Source organism: Ureaplasma miroungigenitalium, assembly GCF_025780085.1.
In the GTDB taxonomy this organism is placed as follows: domain Bacteria; phylum Bacillota_I; class Bacilli_A; order Mycoplasmatales; family Mycoplasmoidaceae; genus Ureaplasma; species Ureaplasma miroungigenitalium.
Genome location: NZ_JAOXHL010000003.1, coordinates 75,027 through 100,667, shown reverse-complemented (window position 1 = coordinate 100,667; position 25,641 = coordinate 75,027). Strand labels below are relative to the sequence as shown.

The window sequence follows — 25,641 nt, the reverse complement described above, 5'->3', positions numbered from 1 at the left end:
GGGTAATGATGGATGAAGTTCAACTTATGGAATCGCTGGTACTCACTGATTACTACAAAAATATTCTGAATTATTCGGGATGCCAAAAGATGAATTAGATGGTTTAAAAGCTAAAGAAAAATTCAAAATTAATAAAAGCCCACTTAAACTATTTGCTGAAACTGATTTAGAAGTAGTAAATGGTAAAAAAGTCTTCAAAGAAGGCAAGAGTCCTTATAAAAAACACCGACCTGATGGCACAGATATCAACTACTACGCTTCTTCATTCCACGTATTAGACCAAACATTATCACTTGGTATTTACCCTAACTACTTCTCAGTTCTAACTATTTCGACGTCTGATAAAGGTAAATTATCAAGTATTGAATATCTAAAAGAATTATATGGTGCTGATTTCATTAATGGAATTCCAACCATTGGAACATCAAGTGTACCAGGTTCAGATAAAATTCGTGACCTTTCAAATACACACCTTAAATTCTTCTATGGTTTAAACATTAACACTTTAGGTGCTGGATTCTCTGGATGATCTAAAACAGGGAACATCTTAAATTCACAAAACTGAGGGGAAGAATACAAAGATTTATTATCAAGTATTGCCTTTACATCACGTCGATTCCGTGAAATCGATAGAGTTTATCCAAAAGATGAAAAAAATCAACCTACCGGAGTGTTTGAAGGTTACGACGAATACGTTGCTTGAAAAAATAAAAAATAAAACATTATTTAGTTAATATTTTTTAACAAAATAACAGATTTTTTGGTAACCTTAAAAATCAACCACAACACAATGTACAAAAACACATTGCCAAGTGGTTGGTTTTTTGTCCCGTAAAATTGTTTATTGCACTACTAGTATTTTTGCTCAAGTATTAAAAAAGGTTTGCTGATAAAGCCGACTTCTTCAAATGTGGTCCTAATAAACTTTGCTAAAGACTTATCCATTAATGATTAAAAGATCTTGAAAAGCTGTTCTCAACCGATGTTTTCTCATTGTGATACAATTATAAATTATGAAAAATATCAAAATTTATTTATTAACACTGTCCTTATTGTTACCATTACCACTTGTTTCTTGTACTCATGTAACAAGTAAAAATGAAAATGAGATGGGCAATCAAGAATCTCATCCAAATCAAGAACAAACACCCGCAGATAAGCAAGGTGAAGAACAATCAAAGCACCCTGATTCTCATAATAACGATATACAAGATGAATCAAACACCAATACACAAACTCCTGAAAAAAAGGAGCAAATCACCAAAAAACCCGATAGTGATCTTGTTTTGATTAACAACAACGCGACTAGTGTTGAACCCCAAAATGAACAAACGAATGAAGAAAATGATGAACATCACAAAGCGCCAGAAACCCAAAAACCAACCATTGATACAACTAAAATTATTCCTTCATTAAAAGCAAAAGTTGCCCAAACAATATGGGTCGCTGGTGTTAATTTAAATTTAAGTGATTTTAGAAAAGTTAACGATCCAGAATTAGAAGTGTATGAATACCCCTTAAGAAATGCACACAATGAGGGTTGATATGATATCAATAAGCGCCTTATAAATGGCGATTGATCTCTATGTTCGGCCATTGTTGCTACTAACTGATTACATTGATGATTAGACAGAAACCAAGAATATATTCAAAAATACGTGGCACAATATCCAGACAAAGCAATAATTAAGGCTGGTAATATTGAGAAAAAACTTGAATCAATTAATGTTAATTATCAAGATGAAAATCATTATTATGACCGTAGTCGGATTTTTGACTATTTTAATGGTATGTTTGCCAATCGTGCCTTATGACCTGATAAATTAATTGATATGTTTATAAATGGTTATAAATACAGTAGTTATATGACTCCCAATAATGAAAGTGAATACTCTCCTGCAGCCTCGCGTGGTTTCTTTAAGGATGTCTTTAAAGCGCATAGGCTCACTGATGTTGCTAGTCCCGGCTCCTTAGAACATTTTTCTGAAACAGTCACCAATTGATTAAAAGAAGGTCGCGCACTAGCTGTCTCTTTTGGTTCTAAAACGAAAGGTCATATTGTTACTATTTGAGGAGCTGATTTTGATGATAATGGCAATATCTTAGCTCTTTATATCTCAGATTCTGATAACAAGTCAGATACCATGCGTTTATCTCCTGAAAAAGAACCAGAGAGAGTAGGTATAACTAGACTTAGAGTCGATTATTCAACAGGTTCAGCCAGACTTAGTGGTTTTATTGAAGACGGTAAAGGCGTTAATATCTGAAACCTTTATTCAATCAGTGATGGAAAAGAATATTGAAAAACTTTTTTTGAAAATAATTAATTAAAATAATTTTTGTTTATCTTATAAAAAAATCTTTTTAGATTGTTTTTGAAAACGTTTTATTGTATAATTAAAAAGTTATTGTAATAATAACAAATTATTAATTAATACACGAAAGGTGCTTCCAAATGGAAAATTTGACTAACAAAGTTGAATCGGTTGAAGAAACTTCAACTGAAAATGCGAAAGTAGAGAAAAAACCTACTACACCTGCTGATGCTATTCAGTCGAAAGTCAACGCAAATTCAACTATAAAAAACTTAAAACAATTGGTTTCAGTTGATAAATTAACTGAAGCTGGTGCTCATATCGGGTTACACCCACGTAAATGAAACCCAAAAATGCAAGGTTACATTCACGTTAAACGTTCTAAAAATCACGTTATTGACGTTTTAAAAACGATTGTATTCCTAGACCGTGCTTATAAATTCTTACAAGAAATCGTTTCTAACGGTGGAAAAGCAATGTTCGTAGGAACACGTGGAAAAGTTGTTAAAGATATCGTTCAAGCTGAAGCTGAAAGAACAGATTCTTACTTTGTAACACAACGTTGATTAGGTGGAACTTTAACAAACTTTAGTAACATCAACAATTCAATTCGTAAATACAACCGTAATTTAGCTCGAATTGAAAGTGATGACATCAACAAATACACTAAAAAAGAACAATTAGAAATTCAAAAAGAAACTGACAAATTAGCTAAATTCTACGGTGGAATTAAAAACATGCGTTCATTACCTGACGTTATTGTTGTCGTAGACCCAGTTAATGACATCAATGCCGTACGTGAAGCTCGTAAATTAAAAATTCCAGTTATCGCGTTAGCTAATACAAATGCTGATCCAAGTTTAATCGATTACATTATCCCAATTAATAACTATGCAATTAAATCAATCGCTTTAATTCTAGGAGTCTTAGGTGATGCAATTGCGGAAATCAGAAATGAACCTACTAAGGTTGTTAACCGTAAAGATGAAGAAATTATTCTTCCAGAAACTCGTTCAAACAACAAGAACAAAAACCGTGGAATGTTCAACCGTAACTACGTTCGTCACTACAACCCACGTAATAATTTCCGTCCAAACAGAAATACAGCTGAAGCTAATTCAACAGACGAATCTGTTAAACCAGCAACTGTTATTAACGCTCAAGCTAAATAATTTAATCAATCACATTTTTTCAAAAACCTTTTTGTTTTCATACAAGAAGGTTTTTTGTTTGAATGTGTATATTATTTGAGTTTTTTCGCAAAAACAATCAAATAAAAATGAATTCTGATATTTTTAAAATTATATTATATATCATTAGAATACAGAGGTGAGTATGCTGCATATGAAGCAATTATCAAAGAAATGAAAAATTATCACAGGATTGTCTGCCTTAGGCGTTTTAGCTGCGACTGTTAGTGTCGCTGCTACATCCTGCAAACAGCAGGCAAAACTATATAAAATCTTTCCGACTTATGTATCACAAGCTGATAATCTTTTAACTTTAGGAATTGCTCCTGATTTTTATCCTACACAATTGTTTTGAAAGAAAAAATCACCCTTTGATTACATGAATGCTTTGCAACCACAAACCTTCCAACCATATATTAAAAACAAGCCTGTATTCGCTCAACAACTAACTTCTAAATTAGCTAGTTTAGAAAACCAAATTCAAAATTATGATCCCTCTTGATTTAGTTTTAGTGGTAACGCTTATAACGAGGGACGTTCTGAAGAATATTGATACTTCAATAAAGGTTCAATGGTTTTATATGAACGTTATTTATTTGATAGTTCGCATTTCCAACCAGGCGCTAAAACGTTGGAGTTGCAAGGTGGACCAATTACCAAAAACTCCCACGCCTATCCAACTGATTTTAAAGCCAGCCGAGATTTGTTTTTAACTCTTTCTCCTGAACAAATAAATAATTTCAATAGTCAACCCAACACACAGCTACGCCAAAATTTAAAATTGGGTTTGCAATATCAGAACGAACAAAAAGGGGAGTTATATCCTTTATACAATTATGCTCACCATGCCCAACAAATTAACGAACGTTATTTGCATGACTATGCTAATTTAGGTTTTGATTTTTGGAATTCTAACTTTGCTAAGTTTATCATTGGTTATGAAAAAACAGCCGATAATAAAATCGTTATTAATCAAAATGCTGTGCCTATCTTTGCTCCATCTAGTGACTGGCACAATCAAAACTCGCTTAATTCTAAAATTTACTATTTAATCAATAACCTCGTCCTTTCTGAAAAAGAAAAAAATGCTGGTGTTAAACAATTAAATTACCGTCCTGATTTATGTAGTTACAATCTTAATGACCCTTTACCATTATGCGCATGAAATGGCGATGATGATGAACGAGTCCGTTCAATTTTACATCACCACCCCGTTTATGAACAAAACTTGCGTTTAGATGGTGGGGCCCAAATTTACTTAGGATCAATGCGCGAATCTATGTTGTATTTATACGATATCGCTTATTGAACTGTGGCTTATGCTCATTCTCCCGAGGCTGCCAAGTTATTTGCTAATGATCCCGAGCGTTTAAACTTAATGAAGAATGCCTTGAATAATGCAAATCACATTGCCGGAAATTTATATGCTCGATTAGCAAAAATGCGTCTTTTGTTTCAAAAATTAGGATTAGTTGATCCTCGCTATGATCCAACTAGTTACAAATTTAATAATGATAAGTCCTTAGCTATCGGCTTATTAACTACTTTCGAACGAAATGGTACTAGTACTTTGCAAACTATTTCTAAATACGGATTTTTATATTACGATTTAGGTTTTAGAGGACCTCAACCACACCTAAAAGGGAATGCCTATCAAGCTTTATTGCAGCCAGTAGCCAATAAAATCCCTAAAGGGTGTCATATCCACGATAACGGAGATATGCACTGTTTATATGATGATGGTAGTGAGGCAGTAAAAAAAGCTAAAGAATCGATTACCAACTCGATTTTAAATATGGATGATCATGGTTGATGGTGAAATCTAGGAACAGATAGTTTAGAAGCTGGTAATTTTTCTAAATTTAATAACAATTTTGATGTCATCTTTAATCTTTCAAAAAACAAAAAAAGTTTATTTGCCAACCATACAACAAACACTTATATTAATGCCATGCTAACCAATGCTGTGCAAGAGAAAACCGTACAAGATCCCAAAATCTTGTCTAAAAATGTGTTTATCGAAGATTACACCTTATGAACCGAAGGGATTCGCTCACCAATCGGTTATAACCAAATCCTTGATGCGACCTTAGAAAACCTTTTAAATCTAGTTTCTGATGATTTAAAAGCACAATATAAAACCGCTATCAATGATGCTTATCAATGGGGCGATTATTGAGATCAATTCGTTCAAAATAAATAAAAAAGGAGACAATATGAAATTCAAAACAAAAACTAAAATTTTAACTTATTTAGGTCTAGCAGCTTTGCCTGTTTTAACTTTACCCTTAGCAGCTTTTGCTTGTAAACAAACCGATGACTTTCTAAACCAAGCCAACAAAAGCTTATCAGCTCTAGTTAAACAAATGCAAGGACAAATGAATAAAACAGAAGCTGAAATCGCGCAAATCAATAGCGAAATCGAGGCTTTGAAAAAACAATATAGCGAAGCTAGTGATGAGCAAGTTAAACAAGCACTAAAACAACAAATAGAAGCATACCTGGCTTCATTGACAAAAGATTTAAAAGAAGCTGAATATAAAGAAGCTAAAACTGCTTTAAACTTAATGGCAGACCCTCGTTTCAATGATCCAGGTGCTCCATATTCAACATCTGTACGCATAGATAACCAAGTGATTAATGGCGTTGTTTTACAAAAAAATGACGAAAACAAATTGATGTGTTTTGATTGATTAGTTTTAAGCGATACTAACAATTTCGGGCACGACCATAGTCACCCATTAGACAGCCATGAAATTCGTTTAATGCAAAACAAAAAAGGCGATATCCAAGTTGTCAATTTTGATAATAATGAAGCTTTCATTGATAAAACAACTGGTCAATTCAATAGTTTAAAAATTAATGATGTTTTATATGCAATTTCTAAATTTGATGTGAACAAAGTACAATTAAGAATTGACGGTGTTGGTGCATCTACATCAGCTGAAAAAATTGTGGAAGTGGGTAAAGATCAATTCTTAAATTCAATGGAATTTAAAATTAATGATTTAGCTTACTTGACAAATAAACAAGAAATTAGAATTACAGCTATTTCTTTCCAACATACTCACCACGAAAACATTTATAACCAGTGAACTATCCAATTTAAAGACCCTATCATTGTTAAAGTTAAATAAAAAAAGCAAGATATCTCTTGCTTTTTTTATTTTCCTTGTTTTGCTGGGTGCCCTTTCAAACATATTTTTTTCTTTTCATGATAAAATAAACGCGGTTTAATAAAACATTTTAAAAAAAAGGAAAAATCTATGAAAAAAGTTAAACTTAACAAAAAAATATTATTTTCTTCTTTAGGTCTTTTAGCTATCGTTGGTTCTGTTACTGCCGTAGCTACAAGTTGTAAAAATCCTAAAAGTGATAATACAACTAATGACTCTGCCAAATTAACGCAAGAACAATTAGAAAGACTTGATAACATCTTAAAATTAAGCGGTGACCAAACCGATTATTCTACTGGTCACGTTTCAACAGAAAAATTATGAACTGTTTATTGAAACTCACCGTTTGAACAAATCCGTAACTTTGCAAAAGACTTAGACTCAGCAATTGATTTAAGTAAATCTTCAACATTCAAGCCATTAATTGAAAAAGGTGAACATGAACCAACGTTTGTCTTAGAAGTAGAAAAGCAAATCGCTGCAATGAAGCATGATATTCGTATGTATGCTGCTTCACCATTCTGAAAGAAAATGCGTGAAAATAATGCAACCGTTGGTGTCTTCTCACGTGTTGGAGCTGCTACTTTAGACGTTAATAACATGAACCAAATCTACATGTACCAACCACTTGATTTACCAATCTTATTCTCTTCACCTGATTATGAAAAACAACCAGGTTTAGGAATGAAATTCCCTATCCCGATGAACAACAGTATTTTAGAACTAATCGATAATCAATGAAGTATTGGTGGAACAAATGTATATGGTTCAACAACCGCTGAAACAAAGGTTAAAACATTAAATGGTTTAATTGATTCATTCGAAAAATCATTCGACCGTGTTGTCTTCATTTACAATGACCGGGGTGTAAGTGCTAATCCTAAATTCAAGGGACCAAACGGTCAAACTTACCAAGAACAATTAGTTGCTAATGAAAACTTAGCATTACGTCGTTTCGTTAAGGACAATCCTGAAAAAAATATTGTTTTCTCTGGAAACGAAGCTTGAAGCGCTAGTTATGGTTTAACAGGAATGCACTGATTATTACAAAAATACTCTGAATGATTCGGTATGCCAAAGGACGAACTTGAAGCTTTAAAGAAAAAAGAACAATTCAAAGTTTACACTAACCCAACACCATTATTCACTGAAGATGATTTAACTACTACAGCAGATGGTAAAAAAGTCTTTAAAGAAGGTCGTGACCCATACAAACGTCACCGTAAAGATAAAACAGATATTTACTTCTACGCTTCTTCATTCCACGTTCTAGACCAAGCAATTTCATTAGGATTACGTCCCGACTACATCTCAACACTAGAAATTTCAACATCAGACCGTGGTATTGCTTCAAGTATTGAACACTTAAAACGTATCTGTGGTGATTGATTAAAAAACATCAAAGTCATTGGTGATAAAGCATCATTCCCTGAAACAGCACATATTAAGGGGATTACAAATACATACGAAACTGATTTCTATAAATTAAACATTAACACAATCGGTTCTGGTTACGTGACTTTTGTTACTCCAAATAGTTTAATCAACAAAAACAACTGAAGTAAACAAATCGATGCTAAGAATGATCCAATCTTCTCAAGCTTCGCTTTCACATCTCGTCGTTTCCGTTCAATCGACCGATTATACCCAGAAAACGAAAAAGATACACAAGCAGGTGTTTTCCTTGGTTATGACCAATACGCTGCTTGAAAAGCAAATAAAAAATAATTATCTACACATTAGTTAAGAAAAAACAACCTCCGGGTTGTTTTTTTGTTTGTCTTTGATTTGATTAAAAATCCTTTTTAAACTTTATTACACTTTCATTCCATAATAGCAATAAAAAAACAACCCGTAGGTTGTTTTATTTAAATGTAATAAGGTTTTAAAGCTTCGGGAATTTCAATTTCCCCGTCAGCTGTTTGGTAGTTCTCAACTACAGCAGCTCATAAACGATCAATTGCTAAAGCTGATCCATTCAATGTGTGTACATAATTAGCCTGGTCTTCAACTTTGGCCTTATAACGAATTTTTGCTCGTCGTGCTTGGAAATCTAAACAGTTTGAGCAACTAGAAATTTCTTTATAAGCATTGTATGATGGCAGTCAAACTTCTAAATCATAAGTTTTAGCACTACTAAAGCCCATATCTCCACTACACAATAATAAACGACGGTATGGAAGTTTTAAGGCTTCAAGGATAGATTCAGCATTCTTAACTAAATCCTCTAGTTCTTGCATACTATTTTGTGGTTCAACAATTTTAACTGTTTCCACCTTCATAAATTGGTGTTGACGAATCACCCCACGAACATCTTTGCCTGCTGAACCCGCTTCACTACGGAAACAAGCAGTTAATCCTGTGAAATAATATGGTAATTCACTTTGCATGACAATTTCGTTACGCAATAAATTAGTTAATTGGACTTCGGCCGTTGGTGATAGATAATAATCAGAGTTATCTAAAGCAAATAAGTCTTCTTTAAATTTAGGCAATTGCCCTGTTGCATATAGTGATTGTTGGTTAACAATAACTGGACATGCAATTTCTGTATAACCATTCGCAATGTTATGGTCTAAACAAAACATTTGTAAGGCTCTATATAGCTTCGCACCTTTATTTGTATAAATAATGAATCGTGAACCAGTGATTTTTGTGGCTTTATTAAAATCAATCAATTGGTTGTTAACAGCTAAATCCCAGTGTGCTAGAGGCGTGAAATCAAACACACGTGGTGTTGATCAACGCTTAACTTCTAAGTTATCATTTTCATCAGCCCCAATTGGTACAGAGTCATCAAATAAATTAGGGACAGTATTCATTAAATCATTAAAAGTTGTTTTTAATTGATTTAATTCATCAGTTAAAGCAGCGATTTCTTCCTTGCAAACACTTAATTCTTTAATCAAGGCTTGGTGTTTAATTGGATCAGTTTTAACAAGTGAGCCCACTAATTTACTATCTTGGTTTTTTTTGGCTTGTAGTTTTTCACTACGTAAAATTAAATTACGAATTTGTTCATCTAATTCTAAAATTTGATCAATGATTTCAACATTAAAATTACGATGTTGTAGTTTGTCTTTCACATATTGGTTATTCGTACGGATTAAATTAATATCTAACATATATGCTCCTTGCTTAATATATTGATTATAAGACAAAAGAAGACGTGTGTAACGCCTTCTTTTCATAAATGGATAATTATTCGTTATCGTTTAAATTAGTTGCATTTTTTAAACGTTCTTCACGAGCAGTTAAAACTTCTGGAGGGAGTTGTTTATGTTCATGAATATATTGAATTTGTGGTCTTAAGATTGTTTCTAATTCTAATAGTGTTTCCACCATTAATTCCAATTCATCACGGTGATCCATAATTACTTGTTTAGCGTTTTTATATTCTTGTTGAACTAATTTTTCTACTTCTTGATCAATCTTGTAGGCTGTTTGTTCAGAATATGTATTACGGTAAGGATTGTCCACACCTTCGGTTGGTACTAGTTGAGCTAATGAGAAATCAGTCATCCCGAATTGGGCTACAATTCCTCGTGCAATACGTGCTACTTTATAGAAGTCATTAGCTGCCCCAGTAGTAATTTGATCTAAACCAAAAATAATTTCCTCAGCAGCCCGCCCAGCTAACGCTACACGCATATGATTTAATAATTGTTGTTTTGTTTGTAAAACACTTTCAGCTTTTTCTGGTGTTTGCAATGTATACCCTAAAGCTTGGCCCCGAGGAATAATTGTAATCTTTTGTACAATTTCGGTTCCTGGTGCATAAAGTCCTGCTAAAGCATGCCCTGCTTCATGGTAAGCGATTTGTTTCTTTTCATAATCCTCAATCACTTTATGTGGTCGAGCTGGTCCAGCAACAACCCGGTCAATAGCTTCATCTAAATGAGCCATTTTAATGGTTAATGAATTATCACGGACAGCTAATAACGCTGCTTCATTTAAAACGTTTTCTAGTTGAGCCCCTGAGAAACCAGGTGTTCTTCTAGCAACTTCTAATAATTCAACCTTTTTCGAAATATTTTTATTTTTAGCATGAATTTTTAAAATATCACGACGTTCGTTTAAATCTGGTAAGTTAACACTAATGTGTCGGTCAAAACGACCTGGTCTTAAAATCGCTTCGTCTAATGTGTCTAGTCGGTTTGTAGCCGCCATAACAATTACTCCGCTTGATGTTTCAAAACCATCTAATTCAGATAGTAATTGGTTAATTGTTTGGTCTTGTAAATTATTTAATGAATTACCACGCTTTTTCGCTACTGAATCAATTTCATCAATGAAAATGATGGCTGGAGCTACTTTTTTAGCTTTTGCAAATAATTCACGTACACGACGTGCCCCCACTCCAACAAAAGTATCTTCAAAAGAAGAACCAGTTGTTTGGAAGAAAGGTACATTTGCTTCCCCTGCAACAGCTTTAGCAATTAAAGTTTTCCCTGTTCCTGGAGGACCATATAGCATAACACCCTTAGGAATCCGAGCCCCTGCAGCTACATATTTTTTAGGATTTTTTAAGAAATCAACAATTTCAATTAACTCATTCTTAACTTCAGCAATCCCAGCTACGTCATAGAAACGTACATTTGAACGTGTTAATTTTGCTGATTGTTTATTTGATCCCATGATTGCGTCATTTTGTGCACGCGCCATACGTGAGAATAGGTAAATGAAAATGAACATTAAAAGGATTGAGATGATTGGCGAAATAATAACCCGTGCATCAAATCCTTGAGGTCTATAACCTAAACGTTGTAATGATTGGTGGAATCAATTGTTTTGGCCAGCAAATAATTCACTTAAATGAGTTGAACCCAATAAGTAATCAGTTTTCTCTTTATCAATTGCTACACGGAATTCAAAAATATATCCGCTTGTTGGATCACGGTAGGCGATTTGATAAGTCATTGGTGTTTCTAAAAATATTTTAGTGTGTGGGTTGGCTAAATACTCAGGTTTAAAGATGAAAAAGGTATTTAAACCCTCACGTGCTAAAATAGTTGCTTGTCCCGAATCATAGGGGTCAGCATAAATTTTTAATTCACCATTATTTGTTAAAACGGCACTTTTAACAAATAAAGGTACCTCATTGGAAGGTAAAGAGAAATAAACAATTAGTCCAATCGCTAGAGCTACTAATAAAGTAATCACAATCGCAATGATAATGATTTTTCGCTTATTTCGTTTTTTGTCTTCGCTTGATAAATTAGGTTTTTTAGGTTGTGATAAATCTGGTTTATCATCCGTGCTATCATTAGCAAAAAAATGGCGTATTTTCTGTCAAATAGTTTGTTTTGTATTCACTAATTATCACCCGTTTCTTCGTTTGTTTTTGCTTGCTCTGTGATGTCTTGTAAATATACTTCTTCCTTTAAAATACCAATGTATGGTAAGTTTCGCATTAACTCTTTGTAGTCTAATCCAAAACCAACAATGAAAACAAGGGGGATATCAAAGCACACAAAATCTGCAACTAAATCGACTTTACGTCCCTCTTTTTTGTCTACTAACGTTAGCACTTTAACAGAATTAGCACCACGTGCTAACAATAAATTGATAACTTTTTTAATTGTTCGTCCTGTGTCAACAATATCTTCAACTAGAATAATGTCTTCACCTTGGACACTAAATTTCAGGTCAGTAATAATTTCAGGTTCAGTTTGTGCAACAATATTCCCTTGGAAACTACTAATAGCCATGAAATCTAAACGTAAATCCACATTAACATGTGTAATTAACTTCCCAAGAAAAGGAATGCAACCCTTTAAAATCCCAATCATAATCGGCGATTTGTTTGCATAATTCGTATTAATTCATTCTGCAGCATCGTGGATGCGGGCATTAATTTCCTCTTCGGTAATTAAAACTTCTTTAATTCTTTTATCTACTATTTGTTTCAAAATATAACCTCTATTTTAATGATCAAGTAAGTATTGATTAATCTTTTAATTATAACATACATTAAAGAACTAACAAAACCAGATTATTTTGCGTGTTCAAATAAGTTGATTTTTTGTGTTCCAATTAAAATATTTGGCTCGTTTGCTGTTTGCATATTTTCTTTCGTTTGCTTAAAGCTCGTATAGAAACTTAACTCCACTTGATTGTTTGCTAAAAGTTTAGCGACCGTTTTAACGCTGTATTTTTCTAAATCTACATCATAGTAATAAATGCTGAATGCCTGATTAACAACATTCAATAATTCATCAGGTGTTAGTTTACTTAAATCTTGTGTTTTATACTTGTTAATAAAATCCTTAGATTCTTGTGAATCCACTTTTAAATCGCATTCTACACTAACACTCGTTAATAATGATGGATTATACGCTTGCACATAACGAATGCTAATTGCATTAGCTGATTCTACAACCACTTTCGTTTTTCGATTGGTATATCTTACCTTGAAGTTAAATTGTTCGGGCACATTAGCATCTTTTTCAGCAACATACTGCATATCGTAATCTTCTAAGGGTTCACTAGTATATAAAACAGGGAAGAAGATATGGTCTAAATCATATAAATCGATTTCGTTTAAAGGTTTATCGAAATAAAAAGGTGTTTTTTTGTTTTCCTTATCCTTTGTTTGTGCAACCTTTTGGTCGACTAAAACTTTTCCAAAGGTATAATTACGTTTCAATTCCACTTCGCCTGTCAATGGGTTTCTTACCGCAATTACAAAAGCATTAAATGTCATTGATGCTGTTGCTTTAATTGGCGTTTTTGGACCATAAATGCTAAAACCAATATTTTTAGGTAATAACAAATTGTCGTTTGGTTTAGATGCATCATAAATCTTCTCAAGCACATAATTACCCTCGTCTGTCGTTTTTAAATCTAAACGTGTATAAACAATCTGGTCATTTTCTTTTGAATGATTAAATATGGCATCAGTTTCATATAACTGGTTATTTGTTTGGTTTCTAACAACCACATGATAAGTCGCCGTATCTTTTTGTTCATCAATTCAGTTAAATTGTGCTTTTTCAAAAATAAAAAGGCGGTCGCTGGTTTTCTTAAAGCCCTTCAAGAAAGAGGGGATAGCCTGATAAACAGCTGTCGTATGCGTTGGATCTTCCACTAATGAGAAATAACGAATTTGACCGTTTTGTTGATCATAGTCTAGAAAACCACTGTCTTCATAACTAGAGTCAAAATAATAGTCACAAATAAACGAATTAAAAGGCACGAAAGATGGTTTTTTAACATCGACTTCCTTAGGAAGGTTAAGAACTTTGCCATCAGTGTAAAATGTCATCGCATTTTCTAAACCAACACGTTTAATCATGGCAGTAAAATCAGTTGTGCTAATATCACTTTGATTAATTTCAAAAACACTCTTATTATCTATCGTAAAATTTGGGTCTTTACTTGTTTGCTCATTTTTAATCTTATTAATGTTGTAAGTGAGTTGTGTTTTAATATCACTCATCGGTCGTTTAACATTGATTTTCTTAATAAAGTCATCCACTATTGATTTTTCATCCAGTTTGAGTGTTTTAATAGCCTCAGAGTTTTGGTTAGTCGAATTATTAGGACTTTGTGTTTGCGGATTTTTACAACTAGCTGTCAGGGCAACTAATCCAGTTGCACAAGCAATGGCTGTTGTGCTAATCAATCAAATTTTCTTTTTTGTCATTATATTATTTTCCTTCTAGATATGGTTTTAAGTATTGAGCCGTATATGAATGAGGGGCATTCATAACAATTTGTTCAGGTGTCCCAGTGGCCACAATTGTCCCCCCTTGATCACCACCATCTGGTCCCATATCGATAATATGATCACAGACCTTAATTAAATCTAAATTATGTTCAATTACAATAATCGTATCATTATTGTCAACAATCCTATTAAAGATTTTCACTAATTGAGCTATATCATGTAAGTGCAGACCTGTCGTTGGTTCATCTAGAACATACAAGGTTTTCCCTGTTGGTTTACGTTGTAAGAATTTAGCTAATTTAATTCTCTGAGCTTCACCACCAGATAAACTCGTCGAGCTAGCTCCTAAACTAATATATCCAAGACCAACATCCATTAATAATTGGAGTTTCCGATGAATAATTGGGAAGTTGATAAAGAACTCTAATGCTTCTTCGACACTCATTTGTAAAACATCATAAATTGATTTTTGCTTAAATTTCACATCTAAAGTTTCTTGATTATAACGTTGGCCATCACATTCGTCACATTCAATATAAACATCCGGTAAGAAGTGCATAGCAATGCGAATTGTTCCATCACCCATGCACTTTTCGCAACGCCCTCCCGGAACATTAAATGAAAAACGACCTTTTAAAAACCCTTTTTCTTTTGCTAGTTTGGTGTTTTCAAAAACAGTACGAATGTCATCAAAAACACCAACATATGTCGCTGGATTACTACGTGTTGTTCGGCCAATAGGATCTTGGTTAACTAGGACTAATTTATCAATATGTTTATTCCCTACTAAGCTCTTATATTTACCGGGTGTAACAAAAGGGTTGAAGTTATGATATTCCAATGCTTTAACTAATGTTTCCATAATTAATGTTGATTTACCAGAACCTGAAACACCAGTAACAGCAATTAATTTACCTAACGGAATTGTTAAATCAACATCTTTTAAATTATTTGAACTGGCTTTTTTCAAAATTATTTTACTACCATTGCCGCCTCGTCGTTGAGTTGGCACAGGAATCGAAAGGGTATGGTTTAAATATTGACCAGTTATTGAATTAGGATTGTCGCGCACTTCTTGTACTGTTCCTTGCGCTATAACATAACCACCATGCACTCCGGCCTTTGGCCCCATATCAACAACATAATCAGCAGCTTTAATCGTATCTAAGTCATGTTCTACAACGATAACTGTATTTCCCAGATCTCGCATTTCTTTTAATGTGTCGATCAATTTATCGTTATCTTTTTGGTGCAAACCAATTGATGGTTCGTCTAAGACATACAAAATACCTGTTAATTTAGAACCCATTTGAGTGGCCAAGCGAATCCGTTGTGATTCACCACCCGATAAACTAGATGAACTACGCGCTAAATCTAAATAATCAAGACCAACATTTTTTAGAAAACCTAAACGGTCAGTAATTTCTTTAATCAGGGGTAAAGCGATTTGTTTTTGTTCATCGTTTAATTCTCATTGTAAGAAAAAATCGATAGCCTGGTTAACATTTAAATAAGTAAAATCGATGATATCAAAGTTATTAATTTTGACGCTCAAGGCTTGTTTACACAATTTTTTACCATGACATTGTTTACACGTTTTTTCACTCATATATTTGTTGTAGTGTTCACGTGCTTGTTCAGAATTAGTTTCCTCATAACGACGTTTAATTAATTCCAGCACACCTTCAACATAATCAACACTGGTGTGAGCTCTTTTATTAACTGATAGTAGGTCAATATTAATTGGTTCATCCGAACCATACAATAAATATTTACGTTCTTGTGGTTTTAAATTTTTGATCGGTACACTCTTGTCAATTTTATAGTGTTTAATTAAACAAGCAAACCGCTGTCAATCCATGTTCGTAGTATTAACTGTATTTTTAAAGAAATCTAATCCCCCTTGGTTAATACTTAAATTGGGGTCTGGAATCATTTTGTTTTCATCAGGTACAAAGTTATACCCTAGTCCCTTACATGTTTCACAAGCACCATGTGGTGAGTTAAAAGAGAACAAATTAGGTTCTATTTTACCCATACTAAAAGAACAAATCGTGCAAATAGCTACGGTTGAGAATAATTTATAGTTATCATTATTTTTAATAACAACTCGTTGGTTCGTTGTTTTTAGAGCAAAGTCTATTGATTCGCTAATTCGGTTTCTGGTTGGGTCTTCATTATCTAAAATAATTCTATCAATGACAATATGAATGTTTTTTATTTTAGAATCTAACACGTCAATGTCTTTAACTAAAGTTAATTGATTATCTAAATAAACACGCACAAAGTTTTCATCTAATAAATAACTTAAAACTTCTTTGTGAGAACGATAGTGTTGTAGGTCAACGGGTGCTAGCACTTCAATTTTTGTATCGACTGGAAAGGCTTGAATGTAAGCCATGATTTCTTTTTTGGTTTGTGCATAAATCATTCCGTGATTATTTAAACAATGTACTTGTCCAGCACGGGCATATAAAACTCTTAAATAATCATAGATCTCTGTACTTGTTCCTACAGTTGAACGTGGGTTGTGACTAATTGTTTTTTGATCAACAGCAATTGTTGGCGAAAGACCATCAATACTTTCCACATCAGCTTTTTCATTGCCCCCTAAAAACTGTCGAGCATAACTTGATAAAGATTCAAAATAACGCCGTTTTCCTTCAGTATAAATAGTATCGAAGGCTAAGGACGATTTACCCGAACCAGAAACACCAGTAATTACAATTAACTGGTTTTTAGGTAACGTAATATCGATATTTTTTAAATTGTTAGCATACGCATTTTTAATAATTAATTTATCCATATCTATTCTCCTGCTCTAATTGCTTCGAGGTTTTGTTTTAACCATGAATTTTCATTAGTTCGGTGTTTTAAATAATAAGCTAAAGGTGAGTAGTATTTATCATAGTCGATATTCTGTCATAAGAAATAAGGGTTCTTTTTATTTTGCACAGCAGCATAAAAAATTCCTACAACCTCTTTATTGTCATTTACCACCATCGAACCAGATGATCCTGGATGAAAGTAGGAATTTGCTTGATTTTTATCAACATAAAAATAATAGTTGTTTTCATCAATCGCTGCTACTAATTCCTGTTTATTAGCTCGTTCTGCTTCAGTATTATGTAAATTGTAAGGGACATGAATTGGCCGACTTGGTCCATGCACATATTCCCTATCTTCTGGTTTAATTCTAAATTCGCCAAAAAGATCATTTCATTTAAATAGATCAGGATTGTAGTATCGTTTCGTTTCACCCATGTAACTTGCGACCTGATCGCCTTCCGGTACTCTAGAAAATCCGTATAAACCAATTTTCTCCGTATGATTATTTACATCATCTGTTTTTAAACTAGCAAATAGTGTTGGCAAGCGATCATATTCAGCAAAAGCTTTGGGTTTTGGCAATTTGGGGTTCAATTTAACTTTGACAATCGCCATATCCACCCCTGCATTTGGCACAGTTTTTTGCATTATTTGGTCTTCTTTATTACGTTTGTCATAATAATTATTATAGGAATATGAAAAAATGTAAGGGTCTAGGATTTCGTAATCAATAATTGGACTAATCGGCGTTTTTTCTTCTATCTCTGAGGCTAGGTCCACTTGACCACCTTTTTGAATATATGTATTAGCGTATTTCTTAAAAATATTCATTGGTAAGTTGTTATTAGGGAATTTAAGAATATCGTTTCAATTTAATTCATTTGTTGGTTCATAAATAGCTAATTTATTTTTATAGATTTCGCTAAAAGGAATCCGATCTTTATTTGAATAATTAAAGTTATAGTTTTTATAATAATCGCGTAAAAAACCTTCATCGTCTTCCTCTAGAAAACGCGCATTAATGTTTGGGTTCGCTAACACCTTGGTATTATTCGTAATAACCAAAGGATATCGCAGATGAGCTATTACGTGTAGATTTGTTGCGATGTAGTATGTTAGACCTTCTGGATCAGATAAATCCTTGTCTAGAACTCATCCAGTACCTGCTTCAAAGCTTCTTGGATTAAATAAAAAGTTTTTTTCTCCGGTTTGTGGATACAGTTCATAAAACTGATCTGGATATATAATTCGGAAGGTTCTATCGTGCACGAATTTAATAGATGAACGCGCATCATGGTGAAGTACATTTTTAATATAAGCGACATTGGCTGTTGCTCGTTCTTCTTTTAATAAACTGTTGTCAACACTAAAAGAATAATCGATATCTATCGTTTTTCAAACGTGGTTTAAATTTCCTTTTAAATAAATATTAACTTTTGATACTTGATAATGTTCTTGTGGATTTGTTTTATCTAAAATAAACTTCAAATTTTTGTCTGTTGGAACATAAATATTAGATTTTAATTTAACCCCTGGATTTTCCTTATTATAATAAACAAGTTCATAAGCAAATTCATACTCTTGATCGGTTAATAATTCAGTTTGAACGGCAATATTGTTATTAATATTCATTTTAAAACTAGACCAATTGGTAAAATTAAAGTTAATTGGTTTTTGCACCAATTTCAATGGCGTATTTTTATTAAAATTTGTACCATCTTCAACTGTATAACCTTTATTGATTTTTTGAATTATTTCGGGGGCGTTAATCTCTTCTGGATTATTTAAAAAAACAACATTCTTAATTTGATACACCAGTTTAGGATTATAGTCAAAAGGAACAATGGCTTTTCCTTTCTCATCAATTTTAAAAACTTCTGTTAGCTGTCGTCCTTTGTTTTGTGATTCAGAATCAAAAGTTTCTAATGCAACATAACAATATTTGTCTGCCATGTTGGCAAACTGTACTTGTAATGTGCTTTGTTTTTTAACTTCGTCATAATTTAAAAAAGCGTCTTCCACCTGCACAATCGTTTTGTCTGGCGAATTATTGATTGTTGTCAATAAATAAGATTGTTCAAAAAGGAAATCCGTATCTTCGTTACGATCGTGATCAATAATAGACAAATTATTTAAAATATACTGGTGATCTTTTTGCAAAAGGGTTTCGTCAAAGTTAAATAATAATTGTTTTTTTACACAAAAAATCTCCGATGAAATTATTTTTTTCGTCGGATCCGTTTTATCAACTAATTCAACTTTGAACTTCGTTGATCAATTATTAAATAAAGGATAATTGATTTCTGCTGCTAGTTTTCATTGTTTGCTCGGTTCATCAAAAATAATTTTCGTTGCATTAAATTTTAAGAATAAATTAATTTGTGGTGTTTGAATGTTAACATTCATATCCTTTGCAACAGGCGAGTGTGAACTGTCCACAAAACTAATTTTGACATTTTCGTATTTTGTATTTTTTTTCAAAAAACTAAAAGGAACATTAATAAAATCATCGTTCATGGGACACTCCATTTGTTTTTGGTCAATTTTAAGAATTGCAGTAATGGAACTTTGTGATAAATCAAAATAATCCTGATATGCAACCTTAACTGGTATTTTCCAATTTTTAAATTGTTGATAGTCATATTGTAGAGTTGACTCAACCTGCATAGTTAAAGGAAATTCCGGTTTAATAACTTCCTTTTTATCAGGTGTTTCTTCAGGTTTAGAAGGTTCCTTTTTCGGTAGATTAAAACCGCAAGCTGTTAATAATCCAGCACTTGCTCCAAGTAGCGTTCCGGCTAATAAAGTTGTTAATATTATTTTCTTTTTTTTGAATTTCATAATCGCCCTTTCGTTATAGTCTTTTTAAAAGTTAGGCACATTTTATAAAAAAATAATCAAAATATGCAACGAAACCGCACATAAAAGTGATTAAATTAAACAAAAACGAAATATTTCGGAACAAATAATGCCATAATTGTCCTTTTAGGGTAGATTAAGTGGGTATATTTGTTCGTAGATAGTTTATAATAATAATATATAAATTTAATTAAAAAGGATATATTTTTAATGACTAAATTAATCAAACTAAATTCAACTTATGTTTCTCTATCAAATGCTAGTTCTTTCGTTGTGTTACCAGAAGATGTTGAAACTTTTCTTGAAATTGCCAGCGAAGAAGACCAAACTAAATACGACGCTTCAGATCTAGGTTCTGAATTATACGTATCATATTCAGATTTCCAAAATACAATTGTTGTTTTCTCTCTTAAAGAAAAAGAATTACAAGAACGTCTTGACTCATTCATTAATTCTCAAGAAACAGTTCTTGATTTATCAGAATTTTTCCTAGATATTCACTTTAGCGAAGATGATGATTATGCTGATGATGAAGATGATTGCTGTGGAGAAGATGACTGCTGTGGAGAAGATGACCACCATGCAGGTCATGAACATGATCACGAACACGATCATCACTTTGCACACGATCACCATAGTCACGAAGCTGACCACCACTGTGAAGGCGAAGAACATGAACACGAACATACGCATGACTTCGCTCACAGTCACGAACACGCTCACACAACTGAAGATAACTGCTGTGGTAAAGATGATTGCTGTGGTTCTGATGAAAATATGTGTATGGAAACTCCTGAATGCTGTGGCGAAGATGACTGCTGCGATTCTAAAAAAGAAGATAACTGCTGTGGTAAAGATGACTGCTGCGATTCTAAAGCCAAACACGCTCACGAACACACTCATTCAACAACACACTCACACAAACACGGACACTAATTAAAACTAGCTATATTAAGAGATAAAAAAATCCTTACCTTCATGGTGGGGATTTTTGTTTTATATAATAATCTTTTTACTTCAAACTAATACCGGATTATCAGGGTTCGATTTATCTAGTAATGGTTTTTTAAAATGCAATGTAATTAACACTTTTTTAAATAAAATATTTTGATAAGTTAATGAACTATTAATTTCGTGTTCTTGTTCATCTGGTAAACCAACTATTAATGGTAGTACAGAAACACAAACATCATCGGTTAGATTAACCTTGCTTCCAAATTTAATTAATCCCGCTGTAATTAAAGCATTAGGATCAAGTGATAGTGTGTCATTTGTTTTATATAAATTTAGGGTGCGATCTAAATCATCATTTAAAGTAATTTTGTCAAGGACTTGCGTATTAATATCCGCTAGTAATTGCGCTTTAAAATGATCTTGGTTTGTTGTTTTAGGGAGTTTTGCATTGAAACTAAATTCGTCATCATACGCTTTTTCATTAAAGTCAATTCATTCCTTTTGATGTTCATCATTAATCTTTTTCAAATTAGTAGATGAATTAATTGAATAAACGGTAAAAGGTTGATTAAAGGTTCATTGACGATAAAATAACAAGCTTAGTAGTGGTGCTAGATATTGTTTTGATAAAATAGCTTGATCACTATATTGATTATTATCTAAAAATTTGTTCATTGTTTGAGTCATACAAACATCAATGGTATGTTCTGGATAGAAATAATATCCTAGACTATATTTATTAGTTTCTAATTCTTTATAAATTAAAGGAATTAGTTTTTGAGGTGTTTTAACGCTGATTAGGTGGTTTACATAATCACCTGTTATTAATTGAATTTGCCGTGGTAATTCCTTTTGAACTATATCTAATAATTTTTGATAATCAGGATGTGTCTTAGGCAGTAATTGATAAATGTTTTCCAAATTAAAATAAACATCTTGCTGAATTATATATTTATAATTTATTTTTAAGTTTTTTAATGTTTGACTTTCGCTATCATAATCAATTACTGTTTGCTGTGGATCATATTCAATCTTGATGCAATTATTTACAAAATCTTTTAAAGTAATCGTTGTTTGGTCATTATTCGGATTTGTTTGTAAATACAAAATCGAGCGTAAAAGTTGTTGGATATTAGCTTTTGTTCATTGTGGATTATTGATTAAGAAGTCGTTTAATATTTTCATAATGTTTTCAGGAATGAAAATATCAAAAACTTTAAGCAGTTCAAAAATCTTCTTGATTCCTTCTTTATAATCCACTTGTTGGTCTTTGTTTAAGCTAATTAAATCTAGAATTTTAAATTCTGAAATTAAGTAGCGTGGTGCATCTAAATTATTATCCACCGGCACAAAAACGTTTAATAATTCACGAACTTGATTCAACAGTTTAGCTAAGTTGTTATCTGTACCAATATTCACTTCGGGAATCTGGTCTTCAGGAACAGATAAAATCAAGCTGACGATATCATCGAAGAAATTAATAATACCGTAGCTACCATCATCTTTTGCTTTGGCCTTTTTTTCAGATAAAATAACTTCTTGAAAAACAGCATTAATCAAGTTTTTAAAAGGTACAATCTCTTTTAAATCTAACGAATTAACCAGCGTTTGGAATTGCCCAACCTCATTGATTAAGTTGTTAGCAAAATTAATACTCATGAATTTTTCAAAAATAATTTTTTTAATACTATTGTTATCTTTAATTAAAAGATCTAACAATGTTTTTAAAACCGGTTTAATCGTTTCTAAAACCGCTCCTAATGAACGATTAGCACTAAAAGCACGTACGATATTCGCAATTGTAGGACTGTTGGTAGTATTTAAAACTAATTGGTAAAAAGCTTCGCTATTATCACGGAATAAATCCACTAACCGTTTGTCATTATAAACAGCATTTAAAATGTCGAAAACATTATTCGCTGTTGTCTTAACCATTGCTTGATGTTGTAAGAAATTATCAGCAATATCCTTCACAACTTCATTTTGACTTAAGGGTTTCAAATAATCACTTAGTTGGTCGTACATATTAAAAATGTTATTTTTATATGTTACGTTTTTTAATGATTTATTTAAAACATATGACGTTCATAAGGGGTAATTATTTGTATGTTTTCAGACAAAATCATATGGACCAACAGAAGTTTTTAATAAGTCAGCTTCGTCTTTTTTGGCCCCTTCACGTACTTGTTGTAATTCAGAAGTAATATGCATGTTTTCAAAATTATAGCCCAGTCGGAAATTGTTTTTTAATTCCTCATTTTCAAAACTTGATAGTTGTTCATATTTTTGATCACGATAGAAATCTAAAAACATGCGTGCATCCTTTGTATTATAATGAACAATTAAACATGAATTCTTGGGAATAGCTTGGACATCATTCTCAAATAAATCTTTAACGATTAAATCTCCATTAGTCCGGTTTGTTAAGTAAATATCAAAGCTAATATCAAATTTTACATTTTTATTTAATTCATTAATATCCACTTTATCATCATACGTAATGACTGTTTGGTTCGGATTTAATGCTTGTTCATCTCGTTTAGCCGAAATTTTAATTTCTGATGCACCAAAAATAAAATCATCTTTTAAAGTATTGTAACGGTTAAACAAGCGGTAGATATATGCTTGAATATCTTTTTTCAAACTATTAATAGTTAAACGTTCATATCATGATTGAAAGAGATGATCGTTTAAGTTAATGGTACGTTTAAATTGCGGACCGAATGAACCATCATAAATTAAATTGTATTGGTAAAAGTCCTTATTTTGTTCTTTATAAAAAAGCGATTTCTCTAAATTACGACCTAAATATGGTCTAGCTTCTTTGTCCTCTTGTTTAAAATTAAACTGAGAATCATCATAACGATTGGGAGCCTGGATAATATAGTCATCATATGAGAAGCGTTCAGATAAATTAACCGTGTTTTTTTGTTTACTATTTGTACACGCTACTGCGGGAATACAAATTAAGCTAAGAGCACCTAGACCTAGTGTTATAGCAGATACTAGACGTGTCTTTTTCTTCATAGCTTACCTCCTTAAAATTACTCGTTAAAGTATTTTTTACGTTTATTATATCACACCTGCATGTCATCCATTTCAATACACATTGCTGGGCACACATTAGCGCACGCGCCACAACTAATACATTTTTCATTAGCTCAAGCAATATTATCTTGATCTAATTCGATTGCATCAACCGGACAAACAGTAGCACATGCTTGACAGCCAATACAATTTTCGCGTTCGATAACCGCAATTAATCGACCCATATTTAATCACCTAGTTTCTAGAATAGATCGCCTATTCCGTCCTTACCAAATGGGTTTTTACCACTCTTTAACATTTTGCCTATTTCAGCCATTTTTTCACGAGCATTTTCTCATTGCTTGTAAAGTTTATTAAATTCATCGGGCGTTCGTCCTGAACCTTTTAATACACGAATTCTTCGAGTTGGTTCTTTTTTAAATAATTTAGGATTACGTCGTTCTTTTAAAGTCATACTATCTAACAGATATGATCAAACCTTAATTTTTTGACTAGCAGTTTCTGTATCATCATCAGAAATTTTGCTCATTCCGGGAATCATTTTTTTAATCGCTCCCAGTGATCCAATTTTGCTCATTTGTTCAAATTGCATTTTAAGATCTTCAAAATCCATTTTTCCTGCAACCATTCGGCTATATGATGCACGAGCTTTTTTCTCGTCCACGACATCCATAGCTTTTTCGGCTAGAGTCATAATATCCCCTAGACCAAGAATTCTATCAGCCATACGTGTTGGGTGGAAATCATCGATTGATCCTAGTTTTTCACCTGTACCTGTAAATTTAATCGGTACATTTAATAATGAAGTCAGTGATAAAACAGCCCCTGCCCGAGCATCTGAATCTAATTTAGTAACGACGATTCCTGTTAAGTTTAGACGGTTGTGAAATTCTCGTGCCACGTTAATAATATCTTGACCTGCCATGGCATCCACAACTAGTAAGACTTCGTCTGGCATAAATGCACGTTTCACATCAACTAATTCTTGCATTAGTTCATCGTTCGTTTGTAGACGTCCAGCTGTATCGACAATAATTAAATTATCATCATTTTTTTCAGCTACATGCATTGCTTGTTTAACAATATTATCTACCTTTTGATTATCACGATCTGCAAAGAAGTTAACACGTGTTTGTGACGCTAGTGTTTCTAGTTGATCAATCGCAGCTGGCCGATAAATATCAGCGGCCACTAACATTGGACGTTTTTTAAATTTGTTACGGAAGTAATTTGCTAATTTCCCACATGTTGTCGTTTTACCTGAACCTTGTAAACCTACCATCATAATTTTTAGTTGTGATTTAGCAGTGTTAACCGGCTTATGTTCAACACCTAATATTTTTACTAATTCGTCCTTAATAATTTTTAAAACGATATCTGCTGGCGATTGGTTTTTTTCAATATAAACTCCCACAGCAGCTTCTTTGATATCATTAATAAACTTTTTAACAACAGCCAAGTTAACATCGGCGTCTAGTAAAGCAATCCGAATTTCACTAAGGACTTCTTTTAGATCTTCAGGTTGAATTGTTTCTTTTTTTAGTTTTTTAGCCATTCGTTTTGCAACGAGTGAACTAATCATTGAATTTAACATAATA

General features: G+C 32.6%; 15 protein-coding genes and 1 pseudogene. 7 read left to right on the top strand and 9 right to left on the bottom strand.

The genetic code is table 4. From position 1 onward, the window contains the following. The 6 genes and pseudogenes from OF376_RS02810 to OF376_RS02785 form a co-directional block, all read left to right on the top strand. Nucleotides 1-718: pseudogene (locus tag OF376_RS02810) on the top strand (hypothetical protein); the annotation flags it as partial. A gap of 295 nt (nt 719-1,013) precedes the next feature. Further along, a complete protein-coding gene (locus OF376_RS02805; protein WP_263822004.1) occupies nt 1,014-2,327 on the top strand; it encodes an IdeS/Mac family cysteine endopeptidase in 1,314 nt (437 codons plus the stop codon). Between the two features lie 128 nt (nt 2,328-2,455). Then, nucleotides 2,456-3,487, top strand: a complete 1,032-nt coding sequence (gene rpsB / locus OF376_RS02800; RefSeq protein WP_263822003.1) for a 30S ribosomal protein S2 — start codon at nt 2,456-2,458, stop codon at nt 3,485-3,487. Nucleotides 3,488-3,659: 172 nt separating this feature from the next. Further along, nucleotides 3,660-5,708 carry an iron ABC transporter substrate-binding protein gene (locus tag OF376_RS02795; RefSeq protein WP_263822002.1) on the top strand — a complete coding sequence of 683 codons (2,049 nt, stop codon included), beginning with the start codon at nt 3,660-3,662 and terminating at the stop codon, nt 5,706-5,708. 13 nt (nt 5,709-5,721) lie between these two features. Then, nucleotides 5,722-6,642 carry a coiled-coil domain-containing protein gene (locus OF376_RS02790; RefSeq protein WP_263822001.1) on the top strand — a complete coding sequence of 307 codons (921 nt, stop codon included), beginning with the start codon at nt 5,722-5,724 and terminating at the stop codon, nt 6,640-6,642. A gap of 129 nt (nt 6,643-6,771) precedes the next feature. Next, nucleotides 6,772-8,409: a Vmc-like lipoprotein signal peptide domain-containing protein gene (locus tag OF376_RS02785; protein ID WP_263822000.1), complete on the top strand. Its 1,638-nt coding sequence runs from the start codon at nt 6,772-6,774 to the stop codon at nt 8,407-8,409. 140 nt (nt 8,410-8,549) lie between these two features. Here the strand turns inward: OF376_RS02785 and serS are convergent, their stop codons facing one another. The 6 genes from serS to OF376_RS02755 all read right to left on the bottom strand — a co-directional run bounded on the left by serS (nt 8,550) and on the right by OF376_RS02755 (nt 20,023). After that, on the bottom strand, nt 8,550-9,806 hold the full coding sequence (gene serS / locus OF376_RS02780; RefSeq protein ID WP_263821999.1) for a serine--tRNA ligase: 1,257 nt from the start codon (nt 9,804-9,806) through the stop codon (nt 8,550-8,552). A 76-nt stretch (nt 9,807-9,882) separates the two neighbouring features. Continuing rightward, nucleotides 9,883-11,997: an ATP-dependent zinc metalloprotease FtsH gene (gene ftsH / locus OF376_RS02775; RefSeq protein ID WP_263821998.1), complete on the bottom strand. Its 2,115-nt coding sequence runs from the start codon at nt 11,995-11,997 to the stop codon at nt 9,883-9,885. Then, nucleotides 11,997-12,593 carry a hypoxanthine phosphoribosyltransferase gene (gene hpt / locus OF376_RS02770; protein ID WP_263821997.1) on the bottom strand — a complete coding sequence of 199 codons (597 nt, stop codon included), beginning with the start codon at nt 12,591-12,593 and terminating at the stop codon, nt 11,997-11,999. The genes ftsH and hpt overlap by 1 nt, the downstream gene beginning before the upstream one ends. Nucleotides 12,594-12,676: 83 nt before the next feature. Next, entirely contained in the window at nt 12,677-14,329 is a 1,653-nt protein-coding gene (locus tag OF376_RS02765) for a hypothetical protein (protein ID WP_263821996.1), read from the bottom strand. Nucleotides 14,330-14,333: 4 nt separating this feature from the next. After that, nucleotides 14,334-17,159, bottom strand: coding sequence for an excinuclease ABC subunit UvrA (uvrA, locus tag OF376_RS02760; protein ID WP_263821995.1), 2,826 nt, complete (start codon nt 17,157-17,159; stop codon nt 14,334-14,336). 2 nt (nt 17,160-17,161) lie between these two features. Beyond that, complete coding sequence (locus OF376_RS02755; RefSeq protein WP_263821994.1) at nt 17,162-20,023, bottom strand: DUF31 family protein; 2,862 nt, start codon at nt 20,021-20,023, stop codon at nt 17,162-17,164. 228 nt (nt 20,024-20,251) lie between these two features. Here OF376_RS02755 and OF376_RS02750 point away from each other — a divergent pair, with 228 nt between their 5' ends. Next, nucleotides 20,252-20,977, top strand: coding sequence for a hypothetical protein (locus tag OF376_RS02750; protein WP_263821993.1), 726 nt, complete (start codon nt 20,252-20,254; stop codon nt 20,975-20,977). 60 nt (nt 20,978-21,037) lie between these two features. Here the strand turns inward: OF376_RS02750 and OF376_RS02745 are convergent, their stop codons facing one another. From OF376_RS02745 to ffh, 3 genes are read right to left on the bottom strand one after another with little or no spacing between them, the layout of a single operon-like run. Further along, complete coding sequence (locus OF376_RS02745; RefSeq protein ID WP_263821992.1) at nt 21,038-24,022, bottom strand: RPC34 RNA polymerase subunit family protein; 2,985 nt, start codon at nt 24,020-24,022, stop codon at nt 21,038-21,040. 17 nt (nt 24,023-24,039) lie between these two features. Continuing rightward, entirely contained in the window at nt 24,040-24,267 is a 228-nt protein-coding gene (locus tag OF376_RS02740) for a 4Fe-4S binding protein (protein WP_263818022.1), read from the bottom strand. Between the two features lie 17 nt (nt 24,268-24,284). Beyond that, nucleotides 24,285-25,637 carry a signal recognition particle protein gene (ffh, locus tag OF376_RS02735; protein ID WP_263821991.1) on the bottom strand — a complete coding sequence of 451 codons (1,353 nt, stop codon included), beginning with the start codon at nt 25,635-25,637 and terminating at the stop codon, nt 24,285-24,287. Nucleotides 25,638-25,641: the final 4 nt, after the last annotated feature.